This window comes from Kribbella sancticallisti (assembly GCF_039530625.1).
Lineage (GTDB): Bacteria > Actinomycetota > Actinomycetes > Propionibacteriales > Kribbellaceae > Kribbella > Kribbella sancticallisti.
In genome coordinates, this window is record NZ_BAAAOS010000006.1 from 1 (window position 1) to 12,814 (window position 12,814).

At 69.1% G+C, this 12,814-nt stretch carries 12 protein-coding genes; 9 read left to right on the plus strand and 3 right to left on the minus strand.

What is annotated here, in order from left to right:
* Positions 1–93: 93 nt before the first annotated feature.
* Genes ABD255_RS01990 through ABD255_RS02000 form a run of 3 tightly spaced genes read right to left on the minus strand, consistent with a single transcriptional unit; the run spans position 94 to position 1,964 of the window.
* Positions 94–852 (minus strand): IclR family transcriptional regulator, encoded by a 759-nt coding sequence (locus ABD255_RS01990; protein ID WP_344209081.1) that lies wholly within the window; start codon positions 850–852, stop codon positions 94–96.
* Between the two features lie 24 nt (positions 853–876).
* Positions 877–1,068, minus strand: coding sequence for a hypothetical protein (locus tag ABD255_RS01995; protein ID WP_344209083.1), 192 nt, complete (start codon positions 1,066–1,068; stop codon positions 877–879).
* Between the two features lie 2 nt (positions 1,069–1,070).
* On the minus strand, positions 1,071–1,964 hold the full coding sequence (locus ABD255_RS02000; protein WP_344209086.1) for a GNAT family N-acetyltransferase: 894 nt from the start codon (positions 1,962–1,964) through the stop codon (positions 1,071–1,073).
* Positions 1,965–2,156: 192 nt separating this feature from the next.
* Here ABD255_RS02000 and hutH point away from each other — a divergent pair, with 192 nt between their 5' ends.
* From hutH to hutI, 9 genes are all read left to right on the plus strand, one after another.
* The gene (gene hutH / locus ABD255_RS02005; RefSeq protein WP_425554360.1) at positions 2,157–3,704 is read left to right on the plus strand and encodes a histidine ammonia-lyase; all 1,548 of its coding nucleotides are present in this window, start codon (positions 2,157–2,159) and stop codon (positions 3,702–3,704) included.
* Between the two features lie 15 nt (positions 3,705–3,719).
* Positions 3,720–5,375 carry a urocanate hydratase gene (gene hutU, locus ABD255_RS02010; RefSeq protein ID WP_344209088.1) on the plus strand — a complete coding sequence of 552 codons (1,656 nt, stop codon included), beginning with the start codon at positions 3,720–3,722 and terminating at the stop codon, positions 5,373–5,375.
* A 141-nt stretch (positions 5,376–5,516) separates the two neighbouring features.
* Positions 5,517–6,542 (plus strand): ABC transporter ATP-binding protein, encoded by a 1,026-nt coding sequence (locus tag ABD255_RS02015; protein WP_344209090.1) that lies wholly within the window; start codon positions 5,517–5,519, stop codon positions 6,540–6,542.
* A gap of 61 nt (positions 6,543–6,603) precedes the next feature.
* A complete protein-coding gene (locus tag ABD255_RS02020) occupies positions 6,604–7,257 on the plus strand; it encodes an ABC transporter permease (RefSeq protein WP_344209092.1) in 654 nt (217 codons plus the stop codon).
* 1 nt (position 7,258) lies between these two features.
* Positions 7,259–7,909, plus strand: a complete 651-nt coding sequence (locus ABD255_RS02025) for an ABC transporter permease (RefSeq protein WP_344209094.1) — start codon at positions 7,259–7,261, stop codon at positions 7,907–7,909.
* Positions 7,910–7,982: 73 nt separating this feature from the next.
* Positions 7,983–8,915, plus strand: a complete 933-nt coding sequence (locus ABD255_RS02030; protein ID WP_344209096.1) for an ABC transporter substrate-binding protein — start codon at positions 7,983–7,985, stop codon at positions 8,913–8,915.
* 82 nt (positions 8,916–8,997) lie between these two features.
* Positions 8,998–10,341 (plus strand): allantoate amidohydrolase, encoded by a 1,344-nt coding sequence (locus tag ABD255_RS02035; RefSeq protein WP_425554361.1) that lies wholly within the window; start codon positions 8,998–9,000, stop codon positions 10,339–10,341.
* Complete coding sequence (locus ABD255_RS02040; RefSeq protein ID WP_344209098.1) at positions 10,338–11,651, plus strand: formimidoylglutamate deiminase; 1,314 nt, start codon at positions 10,338–10,340, stop codon at positions 11,649–11,651. The genes ABD255_RS02035 and ABD255_RS02040 overlap by 4 nt, the downstream gene beginning before the upstream one ends.
* Entirely contained in the window at positions 11,648–12,811 is a 1,164-nt protein-coding gene (gene hutI, locus ABD255_RS02045; RefSeq protein WP_344209100.1) for an imidazolonepropionase, read from the plus strand. The genes ABD255_RS02040 and hutI overlap by 4 nt, the downstream gene beginning before the upstream one ends.
* Positions 12,812–12,814: the final 3 nt, after the last annotated feature.

A 12,814-nucleotide genomic window follows, 5' to 3' on the forward strand; every position in this document is an offset into this window, starting at 1 on the left:
GGACGTCGCCGGACATTCACACTGTTAAGGGCCACCCACACCGGGTGGCCCTTAGCATTTTCCCCGATGATTTCTCAGCGCCGACTCAGGACACTAGCCGCGGAGGCGCCGGGTCAAGGCGTCGGCGGCTTGGCGGGTTCGGCGCGCCAGCAGGAAGCGTTCGCTGGAGGGGATGGCGTCGGTTCGGAAGGTGACGCTGATGGCGGCTACGGGATGGCCGGCGTGGTCGACCGCAGCGCTGGCTACGGAGGCGACCCCCGGGGTGATGTGTGAGTCCTCCACCGCATACCCCTGACGTTTCTCATCGGCCAGGATGCGGCGGAGTTGCGTGAGCGTCTGCGGCCCCTGCTCAGTACGGCGTACGAAGCTTTCTGGGGTGGGGAACAGCGCGCGGACCTGGGCTGGTGGGAGCTCGGCGAGTAGAGCGCGGCCGGAGGCGGTCAGGGTGGCGGGTAGACGCACGCCTACGTCGGTGACCAGCGTGACCGGGCGGGGTGGCTGTTCCTTCAGGAGATAGACGAGCTCGCGTCCATGGAGAACCCCGAGATGCGCGGTCTGGCCGATTTCGGCGACCAGCTGGGCCAGCAGTGGGCGCGCCAGGCGCTCGAGCGGATCGTGACGCAGATAGGCCGAGCCGATCTCGAAGGCGGCGACCCCGAGGCCGTACCTCTTCTCCTCCGGCAGGTGCACGACGAATCCCTCGCTGATCATTGCTTTCAGCAAGTGGTAGGTCGACGAGCGCGGCAGGCCGACCGCGGAGGCGATGCGCTCCATCGGTACCGGTCCGGGCTGGGTCGCCAGGAAGGTCAGCACCCGCAGGGTGCGGGTCGAGGCGGGAACGTTGCCGTTCACAACTACGAGACTACTGGCACCGTCTCAGGTTGCGGACGATTGACGGCTCCTGGCGCGGCCGCGCCGGAGCCACAGCCGCAGACCCTCGCCGGCCAGCGCGACCGCGAACAGGCCGAGTGCGAGAACCCAGTCGAAACTGTCCCGCCCGGACAGCAGGAAACCGACGGTGATCGCCAGGACCGCGAAGAACGCGATCGACAGGAGGAACCGAGTCACGCTCAGAGCACCTTCTCCGCGGTCCAGGCAGCCGCGGTGGGCTGGTAGCCGAGCCACTTGTTCACCGCGAGCATCGGCTGGTTGTCGGCGTCGTTCCCGGTGTATGCGGTCAGGAACCCGGCCTCGCGGCTGCGGCTCAGCGCGGCCGACTTCACCACCTTGGCCAGCCCGCGGCCGCGGTACGTCGGGACCGTGCCCGTCAGGTTCGACCAGATCACCTTGCGGTCCGGGTCCGCCGCCGTGGTCACGAAAGACACGACGATGCCGTCCGCGACCAGCGCCATACTCAGGTCTCGGCGCAGGTCCGGGTGGTTCCAGTCCATCCGCACCCAATCGTCGTACTCCGGCACGTGCGACAGGCCGCTCGGGTCGCCGTCGGCCACCGCGCTGGTGGCCACCCAGAGCGGCGCCGGCTGGAGGTCGTCGAAGTCGACGAGTTGGAGTCCCGGTGGCACCGGTGCGGGCGCGGGTACTTCAGCCAGGTCGGCTTTCGCGTGGGTCATCCGCCGGCCGATGGTGAACCCGTGGCGAATGGCGAAGTCCTTCGAGCGGTCGTCGTCCGAGACCACAATCAGCAACTTCGCGGCGCCCGCATCCTGGGCGGCACGCTCGATCGCCTGGTACAGGGCGCTGCCGATACCGCGTCCGCGCTGCGCCGGCGGAACCTGCACGGTTACCCGCAACCGAGGCTCCCGCTCCTGCGGATCCGGTAGATAGACATTCCCGAACCCGACGACACCGGGCTCGGTGGCGATCAGGACCACCCTGCGGGTACTCCCCCGGAGTTCGGCCTCGACGCCCTTGGCCGTCTTCACCAGTTGCGGCATCGCGGCCGCCCACACTCCGGCGATTCCCGTCGCGTCGGCCGGTGTCGCCGACCGGATCTCGAACCCCATCCCCTGACCCTAGTTCCCACCAGGGTCTCCGCCGCCCCCGGAAGGTTCCAGCGAGAACGTGGAGGATCTCCACCCTCCACGGGGGTGTAATCCACCCCAGTCGCGCCCGGAGAGGGTGAGAGTCTCGGGTTTGAGACAGGAGATGGGTGGGGGTACTGCCAGGTGAGGGGGTTGGCGCGGTGCAATGGGCGGGTGACGGAGATAGCTGAGGTTGTAGTCGGGGTCGGGCCGTTGGCGGCTGACGAGGTCGTGGCCGTGGCGCGGTACCGGGCGCCCGTGCGGATCGACGACCAGGCGCTCGAGGAGATCGCCAAGTCTCGGGCCGCGATCGAGGCGCTGGCGCACGCCGATACCCCGCACTACGGGGTGTCGACGGGCTTCGGTGCGCTCGCGACGCGGCACATCGCGCCGGAGTTGCGGGCGCAGTTGCAGCGCAGCCTGGTCCGGTCGCACGCGGCCGGCTCCGGGCCCGAGGTTGAGGCCGAAGTGGTTCGCGCGCTCGCTCTGCTCCGGCTGTCGACCCTGGCGACCGGCCGGACCGGGGTGAAGGTCGACACCGCCCAGGCGTACGCCGGGCTCCTGAACGCGCAGCTGACTCCGGTCGTACACGAGTACGGCAGCCTCGGTTGTTCGGGTGATCTCGCGCCGCTGTCGCACGTCGCGCTGGCCGTGATGGGTGAGGGCAAGGTCCGCGATGCCGAGGGCAACCTCCTGGACGCGGCCGACGCGCTGGCGAAGCACAACCTGGCGCCGGTCGTCCTTGCGGAGAAGGAAGGTCTGGCCCTGATCAACGGCACGGACGGCATGCTCGGCATGCTCGTACTCGCGCTGGCCGACCTGGATCGCCTGTTCAAGACAGCCGACATCGCCGCCGCCATGAGCGTCGAGGGACAGCTCGGGACCGACCGCGTATTCGCCGAGGACCTGCAGGCGCTCCGCCCGCACCCTGGTCAAGGATCAGCCGCCGCCAACCTGCGCGCCGTACTGGCTGACAGTGGCATCGTCGCGAGTCACCGGGGACCCGACTGCAACCGGGTGCAGGATGCCTATTCGTTGCGGTGTTCGCCGCAGGTGCATGGCGCCGCCCGCGACACGGCTGCTCACGCCGCGATGGTCGCCGGACGTGAGTTGGCGGCCGCGATCGACAACCCGGTGGTGATGCCCGACGGCCGGGTCGAGTCGAACGGCAACTTCCACGGAGCCCCCGTCGGCTATGTGCTGGACTTCCTCGCCATCGCGGTGGCGGATGTGGCCAGCATGAGCGAGCGGCGTACGGACCGGTTCCTCGACGTCGCGCGCAACCACGGGCTGAACGCCTTCCTGGCCGACGATCCGGGCGTCGACAGCGGGCACATGATCGCGCAGTACACGCAGGCGGCGATCGTGTCCGAGCTGAAGCGGCTCGCCGTGCCGGCCAGCGTGGACTCCATCCCGAGCAGCGCGATGCAGGAAGACCACGTCTCGATGGGCTGGTCCGCCGCCCGCAAGCTGCGCAAGGCGATCGATGGGCTGCAGCAGGTGCTCGCGGTAGAGATCCTGACCGCCGCGCGGGGCCTCGATCTGCGCGCGCCGCTCGAGCCGTCGCCCGCCACCGCCGCAGTACGGAGCAGGCTGCGGGAGCACGTCGAAGGGCCGGGGACCGATCGTCACCTGGCCCCCGAGATCGAACACTCCGTCCGGCTTGTTGCTGACGGCACCTACTTGTCCGCAGTCGAGGCCGTCACCGGCCCGCTCCTCTGAAAGGCTGGATCACCTATGTCCGGACCCCGTCCCGTGCGCGCGCCCCGCGGTACCACCCTCACCGCCCGTGGCTGGCAGCAGGAAGCCGCGCTGCGGATGCTGCAGAACAACCTCGACCCCGAGGTGGCCGAGCACCCCGACGAACTCGTCGTGTACGGCGGCTCGGGCAAGGCGGCGCGCGACTGGAACTCGTTCGACGCGATGGTCAGAACCCTGACCACGTTGAAGGACGACGAGACGATGCTGGTCCAGTCCGGCAAGCCGGTCGGCGTGATGCAGACGCACGAGTGGGCGCCGCGGGTGCTGATCGCGAACTCCAACCTGGTCGGCGACTGGGCCACCTGGGAGGAGTTCCGCCGGCTCGAGGCGATGGGGCTGACCATGTACGGCCAGATGACGGCCGGGTCGTGGATCTACATCGGCACCCAGGGCATCCTGCAGGGGACCTACGAGACGTTCGCCGCGGTGGCGACGAAGAAGTTCGACGGCTCGCTGGCCGGGACCATCACGCTGACCGCCGGACTCGGCGGCATGGGTGGTGCGCAGCCGCTGGCCGTGACCATGAACGACGGCGTGGCGATCTGCATCGACGTGGACGAGTCGCGGATCGAACGCCGGATCGAGCACCGGTACCTCGACGTCCGCGCCGCCTCCGTGGACGAGGCCTTGCGGCTGGCCGAGGAGGCGAAGGCGGCCCGCCGGCCGCTGTCGATCGGAGTACTGGGCAACGCGGCGACGATCGTGCCGGATCTGCTGAAGCGCGGCGCTCCGATCGACATCGTGACCGACCAGACCTCCGCGCACGATCCGCTGATGTACCTGCCGGTGGGCGTGGACTTCGCCGACTGGAGTACGGCGCGTGAGAAGGACCCGGCCGGGTTCACCGAACGGGCGCAGGAGTCGATGGCCCGCCACGTCGAGGCGATGGTGGGATTCCAGGACGCGGGCGCCGAGGTGTTCGACTACGGCAACTCCATCCGCGACGAGGCTCGCAAGGCCGGCTACCACCGCGCCTTCGACTTCCCGGGCTTCGTACCGGCGTACATCCGGCCGTTGTTCTGCGAGGGCAAGGGCCCGTTCCGTTGGGCGGCGTTGTCGGGTAACCCGGCCGACATCCACAAGACCGACCAGGCGATCCTCGAACTGTTCCCGGACAACGAGCACCTGGCCCGCTGGATCAAGATGGCCGGCGAGCGGGTCGCGTTCCAGGGTCTGCCGGCCCGGATCTGCTGGCTCGGTCAGGGCGAACGGGACAAGGCGGGCGTGCGCTTCAACGACATGGTCGCCTCGGGTGAGTTGGAGGCGCCGATCGTGATCGGGCGCGACCACCTCGACACCGGCAGCGTCGCGTCGCCGTACCGGGAGACCGAGGGGATGCTGGACGGCTCGGACGCGATCGCGGACTGGCCGTTGCTGAACGCGATGGTGAACGTGTCCAGCGGTGCCTCCTGGGTGTCGATCCACCACGGCGGCGGCGTCGGGATGGGCCGGTCGATCCACGCCGGCCAGGTATCCGTTGCCGACGGCACCGACCTGGCCCGGCGCAAGCTGGAACGGGTGCTGAGCAACGACCCGGCGATGGGCGTGATCCGCCACGTGGACGCCGGCTACGAACGGGCCGAAGAAGTAGCAACCGAGCGAGGCGTCATGATTCCGATGCGGGAGAACTGACCGCTGCACAGTGCGACCGAGGCTATCCGTAGCGCTAGGGTGCACTTTCTCAAGCGGCGAGAAACCTGCTCAGCACGTGAGCGCGGGCTCTTGTTCGCCTAGGATCGTTCGGGCGATCTCCGACGAGCGCGAAGGGGCGCCATGATCGAGTTCGAAGACGTCACCAAGCAGTATCCGGACGGCACCGTCGCCGTCGACAAGCTGTCGCTGCGGATCCCGAGCAACGAGATCACCGTCTTCGTCGGGCCCTCGGGCTGCGGCAAGACGACCTCGCTGCGGATGATCAACCGCACGATCGAACGCAGCGGCGGCCGGATCTCGATCGACGGTGAGGACATCAACTCCGGCGACCCGGTCGCGCTGCGGCGCGGCATCGGCTATGTGATCCAGCATGCCGGGCTGTTCCCGCACAAGACCGTGGTGGACAACGTCGCCACCGTGCCGAAGCTGCTGGGCTGGGACAAGAAGAAGACCCGCTCGGTGGCGATGGAGTTGCTCGAGCGCGTCGGCCTGGACCTCAAGCTGGCCCAGCGGTATCCGGCCCAGCTGTCTGGTGGCCAGCAGCAACGAGTCGGCGTGGCCCGGGCACTCGCGGCCGATCCCAAGATCATGCTGATGGACGAGCCGTTCAGCGCGGTCGACCCGATCGTCCGGCACCAGTTGCAGGAGGAACTGCTCCGGCTGCAGCGCGACATCGGCAAGACCATCGTGTTCGTCACGCACGACATCGACGAGGCGATCAAGCTCGGTGACAACGTCGCCGTACTGCGGGTCGGCGGCAAGCTGGCCCAGTTCGCCCCACCGGCGGAACTGCTCGCGAACCCCGCCGACGAGTTCGTCGAGAGCTTCGTCGGTCAGGACCGGGGATACCGCGCGCTGACCTTCCTGCAGATCGGCCAGATCGAGCTCGGCGGGCTGCCGGACGATCTCGCGCTCGACGACGCCGGGCGGCCGATCGGCTGGCGCACCGCGGCCGGCGGCCAGGAGTTGCAGCCGATCGGCCCGGTGTTCACCCGCAACGACTCGATGCGGGCCGCGCTCGACTCGCTGCTGACCTCGCCGACCGGGCAGGGCGTCTGCGTCGACGAGAACGGCAAGGCCGTCGGTGTGGTCGACCACACGGTCGTCGCCGCGGCGGTCCGCTCAGCCGAGGCGCTTCGCTCATGAGGGTACAAATTGCCACGCCTCCGGCGCGGCGTCCGCTCTTTAGTCCAGGGCGGGAGGTCTCATGACCTGGGTCGGCGACAATCTCGGGCTGATCTGGGACCAGTTGAGCGAGCACATCTACCTGGCGATCGTGCCGGTGGTGCTGGGGCTGCTGATCTCGGTTCCGCTCGGCTACGTGGCGACCAGGTTCTCCTGGCTGGCCAACCCGCTGATCGCGCTCGGCGGCGTGCTCTATTCACTGCCCTCGATCGCGCTGTTCATCGTGCTGCCGGTGCTGCTCGGCACCCAGGTGCTGGACCGGATCAACATCGTGGTGGCGCTGACCATCTACGCGGTCTCGCTGCTGATCCGCAACGTCATCGACGGCCTGCGCTCGGTCCCGCCGGAGGTCCGGCAGGCCGCGGTCGCGGTCGGCTACGGCCCGGCCCGCCGGCTGCTGACGATCGACCTGCCGATCGCGGTCCCGGTCATCTTCGCCGGGCTGCGGGTGGTCACGGTCGCCAACATCTCGATGGTCAGCGTCGGCGCCGTGATCGGCATCGGCGGCCTCGGTCAGCTGTTCACCGAGGGCTTCCAGAAGGACTTCCTGACGCCTGTGGTGGTCGGGGTCATCCTCTCGCTGCTGCTGGCCCTGCTGGCCGACCTGCTGATCGTCGGCCTGCAACGGGTACTGACGCCGTGGGCTCGCGTGGTCTCGTCGGTGAAGGAGGCCTGACATGTGGCAATACCTGACCGACTCGTTCAACTGGTCCGGACCGGAAGGCATCACGGCCAGGATCATCGAGCACATCTGGTACACGGCGGCCGCGCTCGGGCTGGCCGCGGTGATCGCGCTGCCCGTCGGGCTGTGGATCGGGCACACCCGCCGGGGCGCGTTCCTGGCGATCAACCTGGGCAACGCGGCCCGCGCGCTGCCGAGCCTGGGGCTGCTGATGCTGGCGGTGCTGCTGACCGACCAGATCGGCTTCCTGCCGGTACTGATCGCGCTCGTCGCTCTCGGTATTCCCCCGATCCTGGCGTCGACGTACGCCGGGCTGTCCGGTGTCGATCCGGCCACGATCGACGCGGCCCGGGGGATGGGGATGACCGGGCGAGAGATCCTGACCAAGGTGGAGGTCCCGATCGCGATGCCGCTGATCATCTCCGGTCTGCGCAGCGCGACCCTGCAGATCGTGTCCACCGCGACCATCGCCGCGCTCGTCTCGCTGGGCGGGCTCGGCCGGTACGTGGTGGACGGGCTGAAGCTGCGCGACTTCCCGCAGATGTTCAGCGGTGCCCTGCTGGTGGCCCTGCTGGCCATCGCGCTCGACCTGCTCTTCGCCCTGGCAGGCCGGATCACCGTGTCCAAAGGACTGCGGGTCGACTGATGGCCGGAATCCGTCGCTCGACCTGGAACACCGCCGGTAAGCGCCGGCGTCAATCGAAATCCTGGAGGCTCCCGTGTTGAGATCCACACTCATCCGTACCGCGATTGCCGGGGTCGCCGTACTCGGCCTGGCTGCCTGTGGGGGTGGGGGCGATCCACTGTCGGGTGACGACGACGCCGGTGGTTCCCCCGCGCCCGCCGAGGTGAAGAGCATCACCGTCGGCTCCGCGGACTTCTCCGAGAGCCAGTTGCTGGCCGAGATCTTCGGCCAGGCGCTCGCCGCCAAGGGCGTCGAGGTCAAGCAGCAGCAGAACATCGGCAACCGCGAGACCTACATGGCCGCGATCAAGGACGGCTCGGTGCACCTGCTGCCGGAGTACACCGGTGCGGCGCTGAGCTACTTCAAGAAGGACGCCACCGAGACTGAGGACGAGGCGGCCTACAACGCGCTGAAGGCGGCGCTGCCGTCGGGTCTGGAGGTGCTGGACAAGTCGCCGGCCGCCGACGAGGACGCCATCGTGGTGACCAAGGCGACCGCCGACAAGTACAGCCTGAAGTCGCTGGGCGACCTGAAGGCGCACTCCAAGGAGATGGTGGCCGGCGGTAGCTCGGAGTTCAAGGTCCGCGAGGCGGGTCTGAAGGGGCTGAAGGACAAGTACGGCGTCGAGTTCAAGGAGTACAAGACGCTGGACGCCGGAGGTCCGCTGAGCGCCAAGGCGCTGCTGGACAACCAGATCCAGGTGTCGAACTTCTTCACCACCCAGTCGTTGATCAAGGACAACAACCTGGTCATGCTGGAGGACCCGGAGAACATCCTGCCGCCGAACAACATCGTTCCGCTGATCCGGACCGACCACAAGGCGGCCAACATCACCGACGCGCTGAACGCCGTGTCGGCCAAGCTCACCACCGACTCGCTGACCGACCTGGTCAAGCGCATCGACGTGGGCAAGGAGGCCGCCAAGGCGGTCGCGGCCGACTGGCTGAGCAAGAACCAGCTGTCCTAGGAGTGACGGGGGTCGCCGGGGCGGTGGTTCCGCGCCCGGCGGCCCCTTGTCTTGCCTGCGGTTTTCCGATGGAGGAGTGCGAGTGACCGAGTCGTTCGAGCGGCTGTGGGCCGATTTGGCCGCGATGGGGAAAGACCCCGAGACCGGTGGATATCACCGCGGCGGCTGGACCCCGACCGAACGGGAGGCCACCGGTTGGTTCGTCGACCAGTGCGCTGCCCGCGGCCTGGCACTCGAGTCTGACGGCTTGGGAAACCTGGTCGGGTGGTGGGAGCCGGCCGCGCCGGGTGAAACCGCCCCCGGGAAGTCGGCAGCCGGAGAAGCGAGGCGTACCGGAGGCACGCCGGCGCAAGGTGAAGTGCCGGCCGCGCCAGGTGGAACGGGGGGCGGGGGGCTTGCGGCTGGGAGAGCGGTCGGCGGTGAGGTGCGCTCTGTTCCCGGGGTTGTGACTGGGAGCCATCTCGACTCCGTCATCGATGGTGGGGCCTTCGACGGGCCGTTGGGGGTCGTTTCGGCGCTGGCGGCTGTTGATCGGTTGCGGGCTGAGGGGTTCACTCCCTCGGTGCCGATCGGGGTGGGGGCGTTCGTCGAGGAAGAAGGCTCGCGGTTCGGGATGCCTTGTCTCGGGTCGCGGATCGCTACCGGTGTGCTCGCCGCTGACAAGGCTCTTGCCTTGAGGGACCGCGGCGGGGTCTCGCTCGCCGAGGCCTTGAGCGCGGCGGGGACGGATCCGGCCGGTGTCGGGCCGTCGCCGCTGCTGGAGCGGATGGGGACGTTTGTCGAGTTGCACGTGGAGCAGGGGCGGGCGTTGGCGGCGCCCGTGGGGGTGGCCAGTTCGATCTGGCCGCACGGGCGGTTCCGGTTCACCTTCCAGGGGGAGGCGAACCACGCCGGCACCACGTTGATGGAGGACCGGCACGACCCGATGCTGACCTACGCGATGACGGCGCTCGCGGCGAACAAGCAGGCCCGGCTGGCCGGAGCACGCGCCACCTTCGGGCGGCTGGCGGTCGAGCCGAACGGGACGAACGCCGTACCGTCGCAGGTGACCGCCTGGCTGGATGCCCGGGCCGCGACCGACGACGTGCTCCAGTCGTTGCTGGCAGCAATCACCCGGCTGGCGACGGAGCGGGCCGAGCGGGACGGGACCAGCGTCTCCGTGGTCGCCGAGTCCGTCTCGCCGATCGTGGACTTCCAGCCGGGCCTGCGGGACCGGCTGGCCGCAGTACTGGACGGGGCGCCGGTGTTGCCGACCGGGGCCGGGCACGACGCGGGGGTGTTTTCCGACGCGGGGATCCCGACGGCGATGCTGTTCGTGCGGAACCCGACCGGGGTTTCGCACTCGCCGGCGGAGTACGCCGAGATGGACGACTGCCTGGCCGGGGTGGAGGCGTTGGCGACGGTGCTCAAGGATCTCGCGCGGTGACCGCCTACTGGTGCTCGCGGGCCTTGCTGCCTTCGGGAATCGCCTCGGACGTGCTGGTCACTGTCGTGGACGGCAGATTCGCATCCGTCGAGGCCGGGGTGCCCGCCGGTGACGCGGTGAGGTTGCTGGGACTGGTGCTTCCGGGCTTGGCGAACTGTCACAGCCACGCCTTCCACCGCGCCCTTCGCGGCCGCACGCAGACCGAGCGCGGCACGTTCTGGACTTGGCGAGAGCAGATGTACTCCGTCGCGTCGCGACTGACGCCGGACAGCTACTACCACCTCGCGCGCGCCGTGTACGGCGAGATGCTGCTGAGCGGGATCACCGCGGTCGGGGAGTTCCACTATCTCCACCACGCCCCCGGCGGCCGCCGGTACGACGACCCGAACGCGATGGGCGAGGCGCTGATCGCGGCCGCCAGGGATGTCGGCCTGCGGATCGCCTTGCTCGACACCTGTTACGTGGCGGGTGGCATCGATCAGCCGCTGAACGAGGTGCAGCAGCGATTCAGCGACGGGGATGCCGCACGCTGGGCCGCCCGGATGCTCGACCTGCGCGGCGCGGACGACGTGGTGATCGGCGCGGCCGCGCACTCGGTGCGAGGCGTGCCCCAAGACCAGTTGGGCACGGTGACGGACGCGCTGCCGAACGCGCCGCTGCACATCCACCTGTCCGAGCAGGTCGCGGAGAACGCGGCCTGCCTCGAAGCGTATGGCCGAACGCCCTCGCAAGTGCTGGACGAGGTGGGATTCCTCGGCGGACGGACGAGCGCAGTACATGCGACTCATCTGACCCCGGTGGATGTCGGACTGCTCGGGGGTTCGGGAACGTACTCGTGTTTCTGCCCGACCACCGAGAGGGATCTGGCCGACGGGATCGGGCCGTCGGTCGCGTTGCGCGACGCGGGATCCCCGCTGACGTTGGGATCGGACAGCCACGCGGTGATCGATCTGTTCGAGGAGATGCGCGCGGTCGAGTTGGACGAGCGGCTGGCGTCGCAGCAGCGCGGGCACTGGTCGGCGCCGGAGTTGCTGGCCGCGGGCACCGTGGTCGGCCACCGGTCGCTCGGCTTCGACGACGCGGGCCGGATCGAGGCCGGCGCGCGGGCGGATCTGGTCGCGGTACGACTCGACAGCGTCCGTACTGCGGGCACCGGCGCGTCCGTGGAGACGGCCGTTTTCGCTGCCAGCGCGGCGGATGTCGTGGATGTCGTTGTCTCGGGCAATCACCTGGTTGCCTCGGGCGAGCATCTGAAGCTGGACGTGGCGGCGGAGCTGGCCGCGTCGATCGGAGCGGTGACTGCGGAATGACCTCATTGTTGCTGACCGGGATCGGTTCGCTGGTGACGAACGACCCGGCCCAGGGTGGATTGCTCGGGGAGATCCACGACGCCGCGGTGGTGATCGACGGATCCCGGTTCGCGTGGGTCGGGTCCCGGCGGGATGCTCCGGCCGCTGACAGCGCGCTGGATCTCGGCGGCCGGGCGGTGATCCCGGGGTTCGTGGACTCGCACTCGCACCTGGTCTTCGCGGGCGATCGGGCCGAGGAGTTCGCCGCGCGGATGACCGGCCAGCCCTACAGCGCGGGTGGGATCCGGACCACGGTGGTGGCGACGCGCGGGGCGACGGACGACCAGTTGACGGCGAACGTGGCGCGCCTGGTGACCGAGATGCGGCGACAGGGGACCACCACCGTCGAGATCAAGTCCGGCTACGGGCTGACCGTGGCGGACGAGTCCCGGGCGCTCGCGATCGCGGCGAACTTCACCGACGAGACCACGTTTCTCGGGGCGCACGTCGTACCGGCTGAGTTCGCGGATGATCCGGCGGGGTACGTCGACCTGGTGACCGGGGCGATGCTGGAAGCGGCCGCTCCGCACGCTCGGTGGATCGACGTGTTCGTCGAGCGGGGTGCGTTCGACGAGGACCAGGCTCGGGCGATTCTCCTGGCAGGCAAGGAGAAGGGGCTCGAGCTGCGGGTGCATGCGAACCAGCTCGGCGAGGGGCCCGGAGTACGGGTTGCTTGTGAGCTGGGTGCTGCCGCGGCGGATCATTGCACTCATCTGAGTGATGCCGATGTGGACGCGTTGGCCTCGACCGGGGTGGTCGCGGGGTTGTTGCCGGCGGTCGAGTTCTCCACCCGGTCGCCGTACCCGGATGCGCGGCGACTGATCGACGCGGGCGTCACCGTCGCTCTGGCGACCGACTGCAACCCGGGCTCTGGGTACTCGTCGTCGATGCCGCTCTGCATCGCCCTGGCGGTCCGTGAGATGCGTATGTCGCCTGCGGAGGCCCTGTGGTCCGCTACAGCTGGTGGGGCCGCCTCTCTTCGCCGTACGGACGTGGGGCGGATCGCTCCCGGCGCGCGGGCGGATCTGGCGGTCCTGGATGCGCCTTCCTATCTGCACCTCGCCTATCGACCGGGCGTGCCTCTGGTCGCGCACACCTTCGTGGATGGGCGTCAGTTGTAAATC

Bases quoted from the DNA above. Each gene is read 5' to 3' on its own strand.
- ABD255_RS02000 (WP_344209086.1), bottom strand. From the start codon at position 1,964: ATGGGGTTCGAGATCCGGTCGGCGACACCGGCCGACGCGACGGGAATC.
- hutU (WP_344209088.1), top strand. From the start codon at position 3,720: ATGTCCGGACCCCGTCCCGTGCGCGCGCCCCGCGGTACCACCCTCACC.
- ABD255_RS02015 (WP_344209090.1), top strand. From the start codon at position 5,517: ATGATCGAGTTCGAAGACGTCACCAAGCAGTATCCGGACGGCACCGTC.
- ABD255_RS02020 (WP_344209092.1), top strand. From the start codon at position 6,604: ATGACCTGGGTCGGCGACAATCTCGGGCTGATCTGGGACCAGTTGAGC.
- ABD255_RS02025 (WP_344209094.1), top strand. From the start codon at position 7,259: ATGTGGCAATACCTGACCGACTCGTTCAACTGGTCCGGACCGGAAGGC.
- hutI (WP_344209100.1), top strand. From the start codon at position 11,648: ATGACCTCATTGTTGCTGACCGGGATCGGTTCGCTGGTGACGAACGAC.